Annotated in this window: 15 protein-coding genes; 9 read left to right on the forward strand and 6 right to left on the reverse strand. The window is 62.4% G+C overall.

What is annotated here, in order from left to right:
- Nucleotides 1–36 precede the first annotated feature (36 nt).
- Genes ATY29_RS00275 through ATY29_RS00290 form a run of 4 tightly spaced genes read left to right on the forward strand, consistent with a single transcriptional unit; the run spans nt 37 to nt 3,747 of the window.
- Nucleotides 37–1,233: a Tm-1-like ATP-binding domain-containing protein gene (locus ATY29_RS00275; RefSeq protein ID WP_097534499.1), complete on the forward strand. Its 1,197-nt coding sequence runs from the start codon at nt 37–39 to the stop codon at nt 1,231–1,233.
- An 11-nt stretch (nt 1,234–1,244) separates the two neighbouring features.
- Nucleotides 1,245–2,087 (forward strand): phosphoenolpyruvate hydrolase family protein, encoded by an 843-nt coding sequence (locus ATY29_RS00280; RefSeq protein ID WP_003572873.1) that lies wholly within the window; start codon nt 1,245–1,247, stop codon nt 2,085–2,087.
- Nucleotides 2,088–2,111: 24 nt separating this feature from the next.
- Nucleotides 2,112–2,525 (forward strand): cupin domain-containing protein, encoded by a 414-nt coding sequence (locus ATY29_RS00285; protein ID WP_097534502.1) that lies wholly within the window; start codon nt 2,112–2,114, stop codon nt 2,523–2,525.
- A 31-nt stretch (nt 2,526–2,556) separates the two neighbouring features.
- Nucleotides 2,557–3,747, forward strand: coding sequence for a M24 family metallopeptidase (locus tag ATY29_RS00290; RefSeq protein ID WP_097534504.1), 1,191 nt, complete (start codon nt 2,557–2,559; stop codon nt 3,745–3,747).
- Between the two features lie 68 nt (nt 3,748–3,815).
- Here ATY29_RS00290 and ATY29_RS00295 read toward each other — a convergent pair whose 3' ends face one another.
- Both ATY29_RS00295 and ATY29_RS00300 read right to left on the reverse strand, forming a co-directional pair.
- Nucleotides 3,816–4,409 (reverse strand): DJ-1/PfpI family protein, encoded by a 594-nt coding sequence (locus tag ATY29_RS00295; protein WP_003572870.1) that lies wholly within the window; start codon nt 4,407–4,409, stop codon nt 3,816–3,818.
- Between the two features lie 55 nt (nt 4,410–4,464).
- The gene (locus ATY29_RS00300; RefSeq protein ID WP_003572869.1) at nt 4,465–5,163 is read right to left on the reverse strand and encodes a GntR family transcriptional regulator; all 699 of its coding nucleotides are present in this window, start codon (nt 5,161–5,163) and stop codon (nt 4,465–4,467) included.
- Between the two features lie 96 nt (nt 5,164–5,259).
- On the opposite strand from ATY29_RS00300, the gene ATY29_RS00305 reads away from it, so the two are divergent.
- From ATY29_RS00305 to ATY29_RS00325, 5 genes are all read left to right on the forward strand, one after another.
- Nucleotides 5,260–6,294, forward strand: a complete 1,035-nt coding sequence (locus tag ATY29_RS00305; RefSeq protein ID WP_097534506.1) for an Ldh family oxidoreductase — start codon at nt 5,260–5,262, stop codon at nt 6,292–6,294.
- Entirely contained in the window at nt 6,291–7,520 is a 1,230-nt protein-coding gene (locus tag ATY29_RS00310; protein ID WP_097534508.1) for an iron-containing alcohol dehydrogenase, read from the forward strand. The genes ATY29_RS00305 and ATY29_RS00310 overlap by 4 nt, the downstream gene beginning before the upstream one ends.
- A 14-nt stretch (nt 7,521–7,534) precedes the next feature.
- Nucleotides 7,535–9,022 carry an NAD-dependent succinate-semialdehyde dehydrogenase gene (locus tag ATY29_RS00315; RefSeq protein WP_097534510.1) on the forward strand — a complete coding sequence of 496 codons (1,488 nt, stop codon included), beginning with the start codon at nt 7,535–7,537 and terminating at the stop codon, nt 9,020–9,022.
- A 10-nt stretch (nt 9,023–9,032) separates the two neighbouring features.
- The gene (locus tag ATY29_RS00320) at nt 9,033–9,908 is read left to right on the forward strand and encodes an alpha/beta hydrolase (protein ID WP_097534512.1); all 876 of its coding nucleotides are present in this window, start codon (nt 9,033–9,035) and stop codon (nt 9,906–9,908) included.
- 274 nt (nt 9,909–10,182) lie between these two features.
- A complete protein-coding gene (locus ATY29_RS00325) occupies nt 10,183–12,723 on the forward strand; it encodes a methyl-accepting chemotaxis protein (protein ID WP_097534716.1) in 2,541 nt (846 codons plus the stop codon).
- A gap of 105 nt (nt 12,724–12,828) precedes the next feature.
- On the opposite strand, the gene ATY29_RS00330 is transcribed toward ATY29_RS00325, so the two are convergent.
- From ATY29_RS00330 to ATY29_RS00345, 4 genes are all read right to left on the reverse strand, one after another.
- Nucleotides 12,829–14,154, reverse strand: a complete 1,326-nt coding sequence (locus tag ATY29_RS00330; RefSeq protein WP_097534514.1) for an NAD(P)/FAD-dependent oxidoreductase — start codon at nt 14,152–14,154, stop codon at nt 12,829–12,831.
- Between the two features lie 206 nt (nt 14,155–14,360).
- Entirely contained in the window at nt 14,361–16,016 is a 1,656-nt protein-coding gene (locus ATY29_RS00335; protein WP_097534516.1) for an ABC transporter ATP-binding protein, read from the reverse strand.
- Nucleotides 16,013–16,879, reverse strand: coding sequence for an ABC transporter permease (locus tag ATY29_RS00340; protein ID WP_003572858.1), 867 nt, complete (start codon nt 16,877–16,879; stop codon nt 16,013–16,015). Before ATY29_RS00340 ends, ATY29_RS00335 begins: the two co-directional genes overlap by 4 nt.
- The gene (locus ATY29_RS00345; protein WP_097534518.1) at nt 16,876–17,826 is read right to left on the reverse strand and encodes an ABC transporter permease; all 951 of its coding nucleotides are present in this window, start codon (nt 17,824–17,826) and stop codon (nt 16,876–16,878) included. Before ATY29_RS00345 ends, ATY29_RS00340 begins: the two co-directional genes overlap by 4 nt.
- Nucleotides 17,827–17,874: the final 48 nt, after the last annotated feature.

Below are 17,874 nucleotides of genomic sequence, written 5' to 3' on the forward strand. Positions count from 1 at the left end.
TATGCCTGGAGGAGCCCAACCGGTCTCGGAGGGGAAATGAAGCAGATCTACGTGGTCGGCACTGCTGACACGAAGGGCGAGGAGCTTGCCTATCTCGCCGCCTGCGTCGAGGCGGCGGGCGGGGCGGTTACGCGCGTGGACGTCGGCATCCGTGAGCCTCGGACCGCCGTCGATGTGGCGGCTGACAAGGTTGCCGCTTGCCATCCCGACGGTGCTGGAGCCGTCCTTGCCTGTGAGGACCGCGGAAGGGCGGTCGAAGCGATGGGCGTTGCCTTCGCGCGCTTCCTCGTGGAGCGCCAGGACATCGCCGGCATCATCGGTATCGGCGGAGGCGGGGGCACCTCGATCATCACTGCAGGCATGCGCCAATTGCGGCTCGGCCTGCCAAAGATCATGGTTTCGACGCTCGCCTCCGGCGATGTTGCTCCCTATGTCGATGTTTCCGACATCGTGATGATGCCGTCGGTCACGGACATGGCGGGCCTGAACCGGCTCAGCCGGGTCATCCTTCACAACGCCGCCCAGGCGATCACCGCCATGTCACGCCGGCCGGCTGAGGTGACTGCATCCAAACCGGCGCTCGGGCTTACCATGTTCGGCGTGACCACATCTGCCGTATCGGCCATGGTTGAGCGCCTGCGGGCAGACTATGACTGCTTGGTCTTCCACGCGACCGGAACGGGCGGCCGTGCGATGGAGAAGCTTGCCGACAGCGGTCTGATCTCTGGCGTGCTTGACATCACGACGACCGAGGTCTGCGACCTGCTCTTCGGAGGCGTCTTGCCGGCCACCTCAAACCGTTTCGATGCGATTGCCCGCGCGGGCTTGCCCTATGTCGGTTCGGTCGGCGCCCTCGACATGGTGAACTTCTGGGCTCCGGAGACCGTCCCGGAACGCTATGCTGGCCGGCTGTTTTACCGCCACAACCCGAACGTCACCTTGATGCGCACGACCTCGGGCGAATGCGCACAGATTGGCCGCTGGATCGGCGACAAGCTCAATCTCTGTAACGGCCCCGTGCGCTTCCTCATTCCCGAGAAGGGTGTTTCAGCCCTCGACATCGAAGGCGGTCCGTTCTTCGATCCGCAAGCCGACGCCGCGCTTTTTGCCGCGCTCGAGGCGACGGTGAAGCCGACGGCATCGCGACGTATTATTCGCCTGCCGCTCCATATCAACGACCCGCACTTCGCCGAGGCCGCCGTCGCGGCTTATCGCGACATCGCCAACCCCTGAGAGACAAATCGATGCCAGCCATACCGCGCAAGACCATCCTCGAAAAATTTCACGGCATGACCGCAGCCGGCGTGCCGATCGTCGGCGGCGGCGCCGGCACCGGCATCTCCGCCAAGGCCGAGGAGGCAGGCGGCATCGACCTCATCATTATCTACAATTCCGGGCGCTACCGCATGGCGGGGCGCGGTTCGGCGGCCGGGCTGTTGGCCTATGGCAATGCCAACGAGATTGTGAAGGACATGGCGCTCGAAGTGTTGCCGGTCGTAAAAAAGACGCCGGTTCTCGCCGGCGTCAACGGCACGGACCCCTTCGTGCTGATGCCGCGCTTCCTCGCCGACCTCAAGGCAATGGGCTTTTCAGGTGTACAGAATTTCCCCACGATCGGCCTCTTCGACGGCCGGATGCGGCAGAGTTTCGAGGAGACGGGTATGAGCTACGATCTGGAGGTCGAGATGATAGCCACCGCGCATGGGCTCGACCTGCTGACGACGCCCTATGTCTTCAACGAGAGCGAGGCTATCGCCATGACCGTCGCAGGCGCCGACATTGTCGTTGCGCATATGGGGGTGACGACAGGCGGCACGATCGGCGCCACATCCGGCAAGTCGCTCGATGACTGCATCGATGAGATCGCTGCGATCGCCAAGGCGGCGCGGTCCGTGCGCGACGACGTCATCGTGCTCTGTCACGGCGGCCCCATCTCCATGCCGGAGGATGCGCGTTATGTCCTCGAGCGCTGTGCTGGCTGCCACGGCTTTTACGGTGCAAGCTCGATGGAGCGACTGCCGGCAGAGGCGGCAATCCGCAAGCAGACGGAAGATTTCAAGGCGCTCGCGATCGGTGCGGTCGTCTGAGGAAGGTCATGGAAGGGCCGATTCATGGTAAAGGACAAATACTTTATCTATCCGCAGGATGTAAGCGTCTTCGGTTTCGACTGGGGCAAGCTGTCGCTCACCGTGGCGCCCGAGGTCAATGGCGCCAGGCGCTTTTCCGGCGGGGTCGTCGAACTGCCAAGTGGCGAGGGCCATTCGCGCCACAACCATCCGGGCGCTGAGGAAATCATCTTTGTGATTTCCGGCGAGGGCGAGCAGATGGTCGAGGACGAGAACGGCAATCCGATGACGCGAAAGGTCGCCAGCGGCTGCACGATCTATGTTCCTGAAAGTCGCTTTCATTCGACGAAGAACACTGGCGACGGGCCGATGCTCCTGTTCGTCGTCTACTCACCGGCGGGGCCGGAGCTTGCGCTTCGCGATTTGCCGGACTTCCGCCTGCTGCCGCAGGGCATTTGAGGCAGGCATCCATTTTGTGGGAGGAAAGACAATGAACGACAATGCAGGGCAGACAATGCAGGCCGCCGTGGCGCCGTTCGATACGTCCAAGCTCGACCGCCTCATGGAGGACGCCGGTATCGACGTCCTGATCGCCACTTCCAAACACAACACGCAATATCTGCTGGGCGGATACAAGTTCATCTTCTTCGCCGCCATGGATGCGATCGGGCATAGCCGGTACCTGCCGATGGTGATTTATGAGAAAGGCGCACCTGATCACTCGGCCTATGTGGGGAACCGCATGGAGGGTGCAGAGCACCAGAACAATCCATTCTGGACGCCCGCCGTGCATACGGCGACATGGGGCACGCAGGATGCAGCCGGACTGGCCGCCGAGCACCTGAAGAAAATCGGCAAGGCCGGTGGGCGCATCGGCATCGAGCCGGCCTTCCTACCGTCCGATGCCCGTGATGTCCTTGCCTCTCGGCTGGATGGCGCGCGGTTTGCCGATGCCACACATGTGTTGGAGCGGCTGAGGGCCGTCAAGACGCCGGATGAACTGGCAAAGCTCAGACGCGCCTCCGAACTGATCACCGACTCGATGCTGGCGACGATCGCCGCGGCCCGCGCCGGCTCGACTAAGCTGGAGATCATCGAGCAACTGCGACGGGAGGAAACGAACCGAGAGCTGCACTTCGAATATTGCCTGCTGACGCTCGGCGCCAGCCACAATCGCGCTGGCTCGCCGCAGGCCTGGGCCGAGGGCGAGATTCTGTCGATCGATTCCGGCGGCAACTATCACGGATATATCGGCGACCTCTGCCGCATGGGTGTGCTCGGCGAGCCGGATGCGGAACTGGAGGATCTTCTGGCCGAAGTAGAATGCATCCAGCAAGCGGCCTTCGCCAAGGTCAGGGCAGGGGTTGCGGGCCGTGAAATGATCGTGGCGGCGGAAGCTGAGCTCAAGGCCTCGCCGTCGGCGCCCTTCACCGACTTCTTCTGCCATGGCATGGGCCTCATCAGCCACGAAGCGCCGTTCCTCATGACGAACCACCCCGTCGCCTATGAGGGCATTGATGCCGACAAGCCGCTGCAAGCCGGCAGTGTGATCTCGGTCGAGACGACGATGCTTCACCCGAAGCGCGGTTTCATCAAGCTGGAGGATACGCTGGCGATCACCGACAGGGGCTATGAAATGTTCGGCGACCGTGGCCGCGGCTGGAACCGCGGCGGAGTCTGATTGCAGGCCAGCGTAATCAAATGCCCGGCCGACTTCAATGCCGGGCATTGTTTCTGGGCGCCGTCGTCTCAGGTGTGGCGGATCTCCGTTCCCAGCACCTTCAGGCATTCGCGCATGAAGGCGGCGAGCGCTGTCCAACCCTTGGCCGAGACCATCGTCCCGTCGACATAGGCTTCTGTCGGCGAGAGGTCGATGTAGGTTCCGCCCGCCAGCGTCACCTCGGGTTCGCAGGCCCCAAGCGCACCCACCTTCCTTCCGCGGACGACACCATCGACTGCGATCAGGATCTGAACCCCGTGGCAGATGGTGAAAATCGGCTTCCGCTGCTCATGGAAGTGACGCACCATTGCCTGCACCCGTTTGTCAGTGCGGATATATTCAGGTCCGCGTCCGCCAGCGCAGTAGACGGCATGATACTGATCGAGCTGGTCCTCCGCTTCAGAAAAGGTCTTGTTTATGGTGACGTTGTGTCCGAGTTTTTCGGTGTAGGTCTGATCTCCCTCGAAGTCGTGCAGCGACGTCCTGAGGATGTCGCCCGCCCTCTTGTCCGGGCATACGACGTGCACCGTGTGCCCGACCGCCTCCATCGCCTGCTGAAATACGAAGATTTCGTACTCCTCGGTGAAATCGCCGGTGAGCATCAGGATTTTCTTGCCTGCCATGGATTCTCCTCCTCGTTGTCAGATCGGGCAGGCACTGTCTTGCCTGCGGGTTGAATCAGATGTCGTCGAACGCCGGCAACAGCCGGTCGCGCGAATGTTCGATGTGGATGCGCATTGCGTTGCTAGCAGCGCGGGAGTCGCGCGCCACGAAGGCGTCGAGTAGCGTCTGATGCTCGCCGAGTGCCTCCTCCGTGACGCGGCGATGAAACATTAGGCGGAAGATGTGGAAATGTGTGTGCTGGAATGCCAGCGTCTCTCGGATCAACTCGTTACCAGCAAACTCCATGATGCGGTCGTGGAAAATAGCGTCCATGCGGGCGAAGGCCGAATAGTTCGCCCGCTCGTCCCTATCGTCGCTACGTGTCATCACACCTGCGGCTTCCGTGAGCATGGCCAGCTTTTCGTCGGTCATCGCCTGTGCCGCCTTCGCAGCACCGGCAGGTTCCAGCAGCAGACGAAGTTCATAGAGTTCATCGAAGCGACGACGCGTAATCTGGTGCGCTGCACGGAAGCCGACGAGATGCTGCTTGACGACGAGGCCTTCGCCCTCAAGCCGGCCGAGAGCTTCGCGGATCGGGGTATGGGAGACGTTGAACTCCCTGACCAGGTTGTCGACCGTGATGCGCTCCCCCGGCGCAATCTTCAACGACATGAGCTGGTTGAAGATTGCCTCGTAGACGTCGACGGCCAGGCTATTGGCACGCTGGATCTGGGCCGTTCCCGTTGAAGGTTCTCTAAGTCGCGTCGAAATCATCTGATGCCTTGCCTCTTGACAGGTTCAATCGCTAGCACGATGCTGCGTTCAAGACAATCCTATATCCTATACGATTTAATATAGGGAGGAAAAACCATGCGACTTTCCGAAGCGGCAGCCCTTGCGCTTGCCACCCGCCTGCTGGAAGAGCATGGCGCGACGCGTGACCATGCGGCGCTGCAGGCTCGCGTCCTGGTAACGGCCGAGATGAAGGGGCACCCCTCCCATGGCCTGTGCCGGCTTCCGCGCCTCGTCGAAAGGATGGAGCGCGGTCTCATCGACCCACAGACGAAGGGAACGCAGCGCTGGCGGGCGGATGCGGTGCTGGAGGTCGAGGGATCGGCGGGGCTTGGCCCCATCGTCGCCATGGCCGCGATCGAGCGGTTGGCGCCTCACATTCCTGATCTTGGCATCGGCCTGGTCGCCGTGCGCAATGCGAACCATCTCGGCATGCTCGCGCATTATGTCGAGGCCATCGCTGCGATGGGTTTGGTCGGCATCGCGCTCTCATCGAGCGAGGCGTTGGTTCATCCTTTTGGCGGTACACAGGCTATGCTTGGCACCAATCCCATCGCCATTGGCGTTCCGACCGCCGAGGACCCTCTCGTGCTCGACCTTGCCACCAGCATCGTGCCGATGGGCAGGATCCATCATCACGCGGCGACCGGCAGGCCCATTCCCGATGGATGGGCGCTTGATGCGGCCGGCAAGCCGACGACAGATCCGAAGCGTGCCAAGGCCGGCGCGATTGCACCCTTCGGCGATGCGAAGGGGTATGGCCTCGGCATTGCCATCGAGCTGCTGGTGGCGGCTCTTGCAGGCTCTGCGCTCGCAACGGAGGTGCACGGCACGCTCGACAGCCAGTCGCCATGCAACAAGGGCGACGTCTTCATCTTGATCGAGCCTAGCCTAGCGCCCGGCCTTCCGACGCGGCTGTCAGCTTATCTCGCTGCGGTGCGTGCCTCGCCATCCAAGGTGGCCGGAGAACCGGTGCTCGTCCCCGGGGATCGTGCCCGTCAGCGGCGTGCGGCCGCCAGCCGCAATGGTTTTGAGATCAACCAGAGCCTTTGGGAAGACCTCAACGCGCTTTCCCCCTCCCGCATTCTGGTCTTCGAGGGACAAAGATCATGAGCCTGTTTGCCGCCTTGAGGCTGCCGCGGGAAATCCTGTTTGGTATCGGCCAGCGCCATGCGCTAGCGAGCGTCGCGAGCAGGACCGGCCGGCGCGCTCTCGTCTGCACGGACGCGCGTTTTGCCGCAACGCCCGTCTTCGCGGAAATGATCGCTGCCGTCAAAGCAGCCGGCATTGGCGTCGTAGTGCATGACCAGACGCTGCCGGACGTGCCACGCGATACTGTCGCCATTTGCGTAGACGCCGCGCGTGGCTTCGAGCCAGATATGGTGATCGGGATTGGCGGTGGCAGTTGCCTCGACATGGCGAAATGCGCCTCGCTCCTGCTCGCTCATGGCGGCGCGCTCGCTGATTATTATGGTGAGTTCAAGGTGCCTGCACCGGTTCTGCCGGTCATCGCTGTGCCGACCACGGCAGGCACCGGTTCCGAGGTAACGCCGGTTGCGGTTGTTTCTGATCCCGACCGTATCCTGAAGGTTGGAATTTCCAGCCCGTATCTCATCGCCGCAGCGGCGATCTGTGACCCCGAACTCACCTTGTCCTGCCCGCCTGGGCTCACGGCGGTTGCCGGTGCAGATGCGTTGACGCATGCCATCGAGGCGTTCACGGCGAAACGCCGCCCCGGCGATCCGGAGCTTGCGCAGCAGCATGTCTTTATCGGCAAGAGCGACCTCACCGATCAGTTCGCGCTGTATGCTATCCGGCTCCTCAGCCGGAGCTTGGAAAAGGCTTTCACCGACGGTTCGGATGTCGATGCGCGCGCTGATGTGATGATGGGCGCGCTCGCAGCCGGCTGCGCCTTCGGAACCGCGGGCACCGCCGCAGCCCATGCGGTGCAATATCCGGTCGGCGCCCTGACGCATACGCCGCATGGGCTCGGGGTGGCGACCATGCTTCCCTATGTGATGACATTTAATCGCCGCGTCGCAGCCGCGGAAATCGCCGCCGTCGGTCGGGCGCTCGGTCTCGATCCCGAGGGAGTAGAGAACGACGAGATACTTGCGGATGCCGCAATCGCCGAGGTGAGCCGCCTGTTTGCCGCGATCGGCATTGCGCCAACGCTCGCCAGGCTCGGCCTTCCCGAAGACCGGATCGATTGGGCGGCCGGGGAGGCCCTCGGCATCAGCCGGCTGATCAAGAACAACCCACGCCCCCTCGATTCGGCCGCCATGCGCGGCCTGGTTCGGGCCGCCTATGACGGCGACCCGGCCGCTTCTGCTCTCTAACCTGGGAAATCATCATGAACGTCAATCAGCATTCTCTCCACCCAGACGATGATACCTTCGGGCTCAGCTCGTTTTCCCACGGCCTCTATATTGGCGGCGCCTGGCGGCCCGCAGCAGGCGAAGGTCGGATCCAGGTGATCGATCCGTCGACCGAGGCGGTCATTGCCGCCGTGCCGGATGCGACGCTTGCGGATGCGGCAGCGGCCGTGGAGGCTGCCGCAGGCGCCGCGGAAAGCTGGCGCGAGACTCCGCCGAGAAAGCGCTCCGAGATCCTGCGCCGCTGCTTCGAACTTATGGTGGAGCGTTCCGAAACGATTGCGAGACTCATTTCGCTCGAGAACGGAAAGGCGTTGCGCGACGCGCGCGGCGAGGTGGCCTATGCGGCGGAGTTCTTCCGGTGGAACGCCGAGGAGGCGGTGCGGATCTCTGGTGAGTTCGGCATCGCTCCGGCCGGTGGGAACCGGATCGTCGTCGATTACCAGCCTATCGGCATCTGCGTACTCGTCACACCCTGGAATTTCCCCGCCGCAATGGCCACCCGCAAAATCGCGCCCGCCCTTGCCGCAGGCTGCACCGTCGTCCTCAAACCGGCGAGTGAGACGCCGTTGACGGCCTATGCGCTTTCGGCTCTCTACGAGGAGGCTGGCGTGCCGCCGGGCGTGGTGAACGTGATGACAACGTCAACGCCTGGCCCCGTCATCGCCGCGATGCTGGCTGACCCGCGTGTGCGAAAACTCTCCTTCACAGGCTCGACGGGTGTCGGCCGCACGCTTCTGGCGGAAGCGGCAAAGAATGTCATCTCCTGCTCTATGGAGCTCGGCGGCAACGCGCCATTCATCATTTTTGACGACGCGGACGTTGATGGTGCGATCGAGGGGCTGATGGTCGCGAAAATGCGAAATGCGGGTGAGGCGTGCACCGCTGCGAACCGGATCTATGTCCAGTCCGGTATCCACGATACCTTCGCGGAAAAATTCGCCCGACGCATGGCCGCCCTCGGGATCGGTCCGGGTGTAGATCCGGATACGCAGTGCGGTCCGATGATCACGCGCAAGGCAGTGGAGAAGATTGACCGCCTGGTTACGGACGCCCTTTCCAGGGGCGCGCGCGCGCTCTGCGGCGGACGAAAATTGCCAGGACCGGGCTTTTTCTATCCGCCGACGGTGCTCGTCGATGTCTCCCCGGCCTCAGACATGAGGGGCGAAGAGATTTTCGGTCCCGTCGCGCCGCTCTATCGTTTCGAGAGCGAGGAAGAGGTCATAGCTGCGGCCAATGATACGGAGTACGGCCTTGCCGCCTACATCTATACCCGCGACATCAGCCGTGGCATGCGCGTTGCCTCGAAGGTCGAGGCGGGCATGATCGCGCTCAATCGCGGATTGGTCTCCGATCCCGCTGCCCCCTTTGGCGGTGTAAAGCAGAGCGGCCTCGGACGTGAAGGAGGGCAGCATCACGGTATCGCAGAGTTCATGGAAGCCAAGTACATTGCAACTAGCCTCTGAGGAGGAGCTTGTGGCCGCCGACCCGTTCCGTATTCGTGACCATGTCTCAGATTTCGACGAGATCGTCGCCGATATCCGTGCCCGCAGCCTAGCAACGCGGCGCACTGTGACCATGGAAGCCAACATCGCTTATGGGACCGGGCCAGGCGAGACGCTCGATATCTTCCTGCCTAATGAAGCGCGCTGCGACATGCCGATCCACATGTTCATCCATGGTGGCTATTGGCGGATGTTTTCCAAGGAAGACTATTCCTGCGTCGCTGAGACCATCACAGGCGCTGGCGCGGTCGCAGCCATCGTCGACTATTCGTTGATGCCCGGCGCGAGAATGGATGTTCTGGTTGGTCAAGTCCTGAAAGCCAAGGCTTTCCTGCTGGCCCATGCCGATCGTTTTGGCGCCACACCGAACCAATTCTCCGTCAGCGGTCACTCCGCCGGTGCACATCTTGCAACCTTTCTCTTCCATGTCTCGCGGGTGCCTTCGGGCGTAGTTGCCGCTTTCCTGCTCGGCGGACTCTACGACCTCAAGCCCCTGCAGACCTCCTTCCTGCGTGACGAGATCGCCTTGAGCGACGAGGAGGTGCGACGGTTTACGCCCATGCGTCACGAGCACGATCCTGCAACGCGTGTCGCTATCATGACTGGCGAACAGGAAACTGATCCGTTCAAAATCCAGGCAAATGCATTCAGGGACGTTCTTGCCGCCCAAGGGCTTGAAGTGCGTGCGTCTCACGCCCCAGACGGCAATCACATGAGCACGGTACGCGATCTCGCCGTCGCTGGCACACCTGTGGCAGCAGCATTGCGCGCCGCAATCGCCAATAATGCCGGTGAGGAACTGAGGGGGTCAACGATCCCCTGGCCTTTGGCGATCGGTGGCAGTTGAACAGTCGTGCATTCGCAATCGACATCAATTATTACCGACCGGCGGCGGTGAAGGCAAAATGTCGGTCCGACAGGCAGTGGCCCTGCGGCTTGAAGAATGTAGACGGCGCTCTTCGCCGTTTTCTATGCGCCCGACAACTCGACACCATTGACCATTTTTTTAAGAGTTATGCCTATCGTGATGGCCTCGGAAGCGGCCGCCGCCAATTGCGACAATGGTCAGTTTGGTGGAGCCGGAGAAAGAGCCGAATTTCCTGGGCGGGGGCCAACATTTCATGTCACTGATTGATCGACTGTTGCAGCGCATGCGGATTGTGACAAAGGTCCTTTTTTTCTTGGTGCCTCTGATCGTCCTTATCGCCGGCATCGGCCTTTTCGGCTATTTCACTGCCGGAACCCTCAAGGGCCAGATGACGCTGACGCGGCAGACGATCGATGCCCTTTCCAGTTTCCAGCAACTGCGGTCCTCGCTGGCGGCCTTTACCGATCTTCCGGCGCCCGCCACGCGCAATCGGCTGGTTGCCGGCATCTCCGACCAGGAAAAGGGTGCTGCGACGCTCGACGCCATGCTGGTCGATCCCGCCCAAAAGCAGCAGATCGCCGTGGTGCGCGAACTCGGGGCCAAGATGCAGAGCGGCGCCGATGCGCTTTGGGCTGTGTCGCAGGAGCACACCAATACCGAAACGGCGATCGACGGTGCCGTGACCCAGCTGTTCAAGGAAAGCCAGACCGCCCGCAAGCAGCTCGACGTTCTCCAGGATCAGGCGAACGGCAAAGAGGCCTTCGTCCGGGCACTGCTCCTCGATGCCTCTGTTTACAAGAATCTCGCACAGCGCATTGCAAAGTTGCGCAAGGCGACCGCGCAGGCAACTGCCCCCGCCGATATCGCCGGCGCTCTCGGCAGCCTGCTGCCGCCACTCGTCAAGGAGGTCGGCGGGAGCGCTGCACTCGCCTCCGACAAGGCGCAAAGCCAGATTGCTGCACTGAAGCCGGTATTGGACAAGCTTGCCGCGATGGCCAAAGACAGCGCTAATCTTACGCTCGAGAGTTATGCTCTTGTCGACCAGGATCTGCAGGACTTCGAGGAGAAGTTTGGAAAGCTTGCGTCGGGGAATGCGGATACTGCGATCGAGCGTTTTGTCGGCATGGATGCAAGCATATCAACGCTTCGCTCGATGGTGGCGATCGTCAATACCGCGTTCAAATCGATCGACGATCTCCGCCTGCACTTAAGCGAACTGAACAGGCGGGTCGACGCCGAGGCGCGGGATGCCGTTCTCGCCGATCTCAAGGGGCTGCGCGAAAGCGCCGCCCAGCTCGTGCCCTTGAGCGGAAAAAATGCCGCCCTGCAGGATCTTGCAAAGAAGATCGAGCCGTCCCTCGCCTCGATCGAGAAGGATAGCTCGCTTCTGATATCGATCGCCGACCGGTGGCGCGCGAACAAGGAGGCGGCGACCGCGCTGGTGGCCGACGCGAGTCACACGCTCGAACAGTTCGTCAGTACGGCGCAGGAGAGCGGCAAGGAAATCAGCCAGCGCTCGGCGACAATGTCGCTTGCGGCAATGATTGCCGGCACGGTGCTCGCGATGATCGGCGGTCTCATGCTGATCGAAGCTCTGCGCGGACCGCTGAAGCGGATCACCCAGACGATGATGAGACTGGCCGACGGCGATCTCAACATTTCGATCGGCGACGGCAAGCGCGGCGACGAGATCGGCGACATGATCCGATCGGTGACCGTCTTCCGCGACCAGGCGCTGGAGAAGACCAGGCTGGAAGAGCTTGCCGAAGCAAACAGGGCGCGGGACGAACGGGAGCAGGCCCGCCGCGCGGCCGAGCAGGCGCGGATCGAAACGGAGCAGAGTGAGGCTTTGAACGCCTTGTCCGACATGCTCGGCAAGCTGGCCAATGGCAACCTTGCTGCAGAGATGAGCGAGGATCTGGCCGCAGATTATGTCGCCATGGCCCGGACCTACAATCACGCCATCGACGCGTTGCGGCTGACGCTCGCCGAGGTTCGCAACACGACCTACGAGATCGCCGAGGGCAGCACCAATCTTTCGGGCGCGGCCGACGACCTTGCCCGCCGAACGGAGCAGCAAGCCGCAGCCCTGGAAGACAGTTCGCGCGTGCTCGGCGAACTCACGGCTAGCGTGCGGACGACGGCCGAAAATGCGAACCAGACGTCGCGTTCGGTCGCCGAGGCACACCGCCAGGCCGAGCATTCCGCAGCCGTCGTCGCCAAGGCTGTCGACGCCATGGGCGCCATCAACCGGTCTTCCGAAAAGGTCAGCAGCATCATCGGCGTGATCGACGAGATCGCCTTCCAGACCAATCTTCTCGCGCTGAATGCGGGTGTGGAAGCCGCCCGTGCGGGTGAGGCCGGCAGAGGTTTTGCCGTTGTCGCACAAGAGGTTCGCGAGCTTGCCCAGCGTTGCGCCAAGGCTGCCCGCGAGATCAAGGAGCTGATCTCCAGCAGCGCATCGCAAGTCGGCACGGGCGTCAAGCTCGTCGAGGAGACCGGTGAGGCTCTTTCGGCGATCATGGAGCACTTCACCTCGATCAATGGGCTGGTGCAGGTCATCTCGTCGGCCACGACAACGCAGTACAAGGGCATCGACGAGGTCAACAACGCCGTTCGCGACGTCGAGCACATCACCCAGCACAATGCCGCCATGGTGGAGGAAAACACCGCGGAAATTCATAGGCTTCGGCAGCAGGTGGAAGTCTTGAACGAAAGAATTTCCCACTTTCAAACTGCCGACGGCCGCAGGACTTCGCCTGCCAGCACCCTGCGGATGGCCGTGGCCTCCTGACAAGTGTTATGCCTAAGTACTTTTGCGGGGAATTGCGTAAAACAATTGAGCGGTTCTGCGCTTCCGTGGAAAGCTGAACCGCTCCAAATCTGATCCGAGCCGTATTTAAAAATCGGCCACCTTGCCCCAGGCGGATTTTCCGAAGCGGTCTGGATGATAGGGCCGGGGATCGACGATCATCTCATCGCCCGTGACGATATCGGCAATCAGATGACCGGCGCCCGGGCCGATGCCGAAACCATGGCCGCTGAAGCCCGCCGCCAGGATGAAACCAGGGAGGGTCGCGATCTCGCCGATCCCTGGCACGCCGTCGGGCGTGCTGTCGATATAGCCCGCCCAGGCCGCGCTGATGGCGGTTTTCTTCAAGGCGGGTAGAAGCTCGATCGCTCGCGAATGCGTGAGGCGGATGGTGGCCTGATTGATCGTGGGATCGAGGATGCGCATGCGCTCCATCGGCGTTGGCCTGTCGAGCCGCCAGCGTGCAAGAGACTCGTGACCGGAACGAAATCCCTCCAATCCACCGGGCGCGAGACTGCGCCAGCGCCGGGCGAACATCGGCAGAAACTGCGCGGCGAAGCGGATCTGCTGCGCGGTCGGATCGACGCGGCCGCGGCCGCTGATCGCCAGCGTGTAGCCGCCATCGCTGCGACGCGTAACAGAGACCGCAGAGGTGTGGAGCGCGTCCGGCAGGCCGCTTGCTCCGGGGGAAACGGAAAGGATCGATGAGCGGATCGACGCCTGCGGAAATCGGATGCCGAGCTGGCGGCAGAAGGAGGATGCCCAGGCGCCGCCGGCGAGGATCGCGATTTTTGTCCGGATCGTACCGTGCTCGGTGACGACGCCGGCGAGCCTGCCGCCTTCGATGTCGATGCCGCGGGCCGCACAGGATTGATGTACCGTGCCGCCAAGCTTGAGGATCGCCCGCGCGACGGCGGGTGCGGCCCGCGCCGGATCGGCGGTACCGTCGGTCGGCGAAAACACCCCGCCTTTCCACGAGGCGCCGGTGGCGCGACCGCGTTCGGTGGCCTCCGTGCTGCTCAACATATGCGTCGTGACGCCGACCGAACGCGCGAAGTCCCGCCAGCGTGCCCAGCCGGCCAGTTCCTCGTCGCTATTGCTGAGATAGAAGAGGCCGCAGCGGCGAAAACCGGTATCCTGCCCGGTCTCGGCGGCGAAGCGCTCCCACAAATCGAGGCTCCTCGTCGACATCGGCAGTTCACGCGCGTCGCGGTTCTGCTGGCGGCACCAGCCCCAGTTGCGGCTCGATTGTTCCGCGCCGATAAGGCCTTTCTCGACAAGGGCAACCTTCAATCCGCGCCGAGCCAGATAATAGGCCGCGAAAACGCCAACGATGCCGCCGCCGATCACCACCGCATCGGCGGCAGCGGGTGGTTCCGGCGTGGTGTCGACGCGATCGAGCGGTGCAGGCATGTCAGGGTCTCCGTTTCAGACTCTAGAGCGGTTCAGCTCACAGAAAGCGGAAAACCGCTCTAATCTTATGTTTTTACGAAATTCCCGGCAAAAGCGCTTTGCGTTCCGGCTGGGAGAAGCGCTTCGCATTTTTCCTAAAATTGCTTTAGATGGCCGGATCGCGAAGGTGGAACGTTGCCGGACAAAATGATCGCCACACCGGAGCCTCATTGCCGGCAATAGGCCCGCACAAGCTCAGGATCCTGCTGGAGACCGTCGAGCCAGGCCGGATCAAGCGTCGGTACCGAGGAGAAGAGCAGCTGCGAATAGGGGTGCGTCGGCGCCTTCACCGTCGAGGGGGTGATTTCCTCGACCTTCCGGCCGCCATACATCACGACGATCTCGTCGCAGATCGCCTCCACCACCGAGAGGTCGTGGCTGATGAAGATGTAGGAGAGGCCGAGTTCGCGCTGCAATTCCTTGAGCAGGTCGATGACCGCGGCGGCAACCACCGTATCGAGCGCCGAGGTGATCTCGTCGCAGAGGATCAGCTTCGGATCGGCGGCGAGCGCCCGGGCGAAATTGACGCGCTGCTTCTGCCCGCCCGAGAGCTCTCCCGGCCGGCGATGGCGCAGGCTGCGGGGCAGGCGCACCATGTCAAGCAGTTGATCGATCCGGGCGTTTCGCGACTGTCGATCCATGCGGTGGTAAAACACCAGGGGCCTGGCGAGGATCTCCTCCACCGATTTTGCCGGGTTGAGGGCGGTATCGGCATATTGAAAGACGATTTGCATCTCGCGCAACTGGTCGCGCGACCGCTCGTGAGCGCTGCGGCGCAGCTCCTTGCCGTCGAAGACGATCTTGCCGATTGCGGCTGGCAGGATCCCTGCGATGGTGCGGGCGAGCGTTGACTTGCCGCATCCAGATTCGCCGATGATGCCAAGATTTCGGCCTTTTTCCACCTTCAGGCTGACGTTTTCGACCGCGCGCACGAGGGGAAGGCCATCGGCCTGGCGCTGTCCATAGCCCGCAACGAGATCTTCGATTGTCAGAAGCGGCGCCGTCGCGCGCTCGGCAGCGCATGCTATGCCACGCGCTTTCGGCTCGAAGGCTGCCAGTAGCTCTCTGGTGTAGGGATGCTTGGCGTTGTTGAGGATTTCATTGGTGGTGCCGGTTTCCTGGGTTTCCCCGCCTTTCAACACGACGATGCGGTCGGCGATCTGCGCGACGACGGCAAGGTCGTGCGAGACATAGACGCCAGCGATGCCGCCTTTCTTCATGACGGACTTGAAAGCGCGCAGCACTTCGATCTGGGTCGTCACGTCGAGCGCCGTCGTCGGCTCGTCGAAGATGACCAGGGTCGGGTCGCCGATCAGCGCCATGGCTGCCGCTAAGCGCTGCAACTGGCCGCCGGAAACCTGGTGCGGGTAACGGCTGCCGATCGTCTCGGGTTCCGGCAGCGACAGCGCCCGGAAGAGCTCGACTGCCCGGGCGCGTGCATCGTCCGGCGACATCAGCTGATGAATGCGGGTGACCTCGATCACCTGTTCCATGATCGTTGTGGCCGGGTTGAAGGCGGCGGCGGCCGATTGCGGGACATAGGCGACTTCGGTGCCGCGCACCTTGGCGCGCTGCTTCTCGCTGAGCGTGACCATGTCCTTGCCGCCAACTGAAACGCTGCCGCCGGTGATGCGGCAGCCCGCACGTGTATGGCCCATCAGGGTCAGGGCGATGGTTGTCTTGCCCGAACCGCTCTCGCCGATCAGCGCGACGATCTCGCCCTCGGCAACGTCGAGGCTGACACCCTTGATGATCTCGACACGCCGGCCGGAATCGGTGGAGGCTTCGATCTTCAGGTCGCGGATTTCAATGAAATTGCTCATGACACGCTCCGGTCGCGAATCTTCTGCGGCAGGTTGTCTATCAGCAGGTTGACGCTGATCGTCAGGCTGGCAATCGCAAGTGAGGGAAACATCACCGCCGGCGCACCGAACGGCAGCCCGCCGATATTCTCGCGCACCAGCGCACCCCAGTCGGCATAGGGCGGCTGAACGCCAAGGCCCAGGAAGGAAAGGCCGGAAAGGAGCAGAACGATGAAGACGAAGCGGATTCCGAGGTCCGCAAGCACCGGCCCGACAATGTTGGGCAGGATCTCCGAGCGAATGAGATAGAGGGTGCTTTCGCCGCGGATGCGCGCGACCGTGATGAAATCCATCGCATTGATGTTGACGGCGAGCGCCCGGGCGAAGCGGTAGGCGCCGGGTATGTAGATCACCGACAGCGTCAGGACCAGGACCGGGACCGAGGAACCGACGGCAGCGACAACCACCAGGCCGAACAGCTTGCTCGGGATCGAATTGAGGGCGTCGAGGAAGCGGCTGAGGATCGTGTCCAGCCAGCCGCCGGCGACGGCTGCGATCATACCGAGCACGACGCCGCTGAAGCAGGCAATCGTCACGGCCGCCAGAGAGATGCCGACTGTGTAGCGTGCACCCATCAAAATCCGCGAGAGCATGTCGCGGCCGAGATAATCGGAACCGAGCCAGAGTGCCCGGCTCATCGGGCCGAAATAGTCGACATCGACGATCTCGCCGACAGGGTAGGGGATGATCAGCGGCGCGATGATCGCGATGAGCGCCCAGGAGAGTATGACGGCAAGGCCGATCGCGCCGACGATATTGAAGCGATAGCCAAACCGGGGTCCGGATAACCGGCCGGAGGTGGTTTCGGAACTGGTCATGGTCATCGGAGCCTCGGATTGGAAAGGATGGCGATGATATCGGCGATGGTGATCAAGAGCAGATAGCCAAGGCAGAAGATCATCGCGCAGCTCTGGATCAGCGGCAGGTCGCGGGTGGCGACGGCATCCAGCATCAGCTTGGCGATACCGGGATAGTTGAAAATGGTCTCGACGATGATGACGCCTCCGAGCAGATAGGAAAGCGAAAGCGCAACGGCATTGACGATCGGGCCGAGCGCATTCGGCAGGGCATGGCGAAAGACGATGCGCGGCCGGGAGGCGCCCTTGAGCAATGCCATCTCGACATAGGGCGTGTTGAGCGTCTCGATAACCGCCGCGCGGGTCATGCGGATCATCTGGGCCGAGACGACGAAGGTCAGCGTGATCACCGGCATGGCATAGACGCGCAACAGATCGGTCAGACTGTGGACCTCATTGGCGAGAGAAAGTGCCGGCAGCCATTTCAGATAGACGGCAAAGATGAGCGCGGCGGAGGTCGCGACCATGAACTCCGGCACGGAGATGACGCCGATGGTGATCACGGTGACGATCCGGTCGTAAGGGGTGCCACGCAGCATCGCTGCGGTGATCCCAAGCGTCAGTGCAATCGGCACGGAGAAAAGCGCGGTGACGCCGGCGAGTTTCAACGTATTGACGAAACGGCCGGCAATAAGATCGGCGATCGGCATATCGTTGGCGTAGGACGTGCCGAGGTCGCCCTGCAGCAGTCCGACCGACCAGCGCAGGAAACGAAAGAGCGCCGGCTCGTCGAGATGCATGGCCTTGCGAAGACCTTCGACGGCTTCCGGCGTGGCCGCCTGGCCAAGCAGGATCGTCGCTGTGTCTCCCGGCAAGAGCGTTGTCGCGAAAAACACGGCGAAGGAGACGATCACCAGGGTGATCAGGGCGATGAGCAATCTGCTCAGCACAAGGGATAAGACCTGGTTGTTCAACGCGCGGCTCCCTTTTGGTGTTTCGAGTTGAATTCCGGAAGAACCGGG

The sequence above is a fragment of the Rhizobium hidalgonense genome, from assembly GCF_002914525.1.
GTDB lineage: Bacteria > Pseudomonadota > Alphaproteobacteria > Rhizobiales > Rhizobiaceae > Rhizobium > Rhizobium hidalgonense.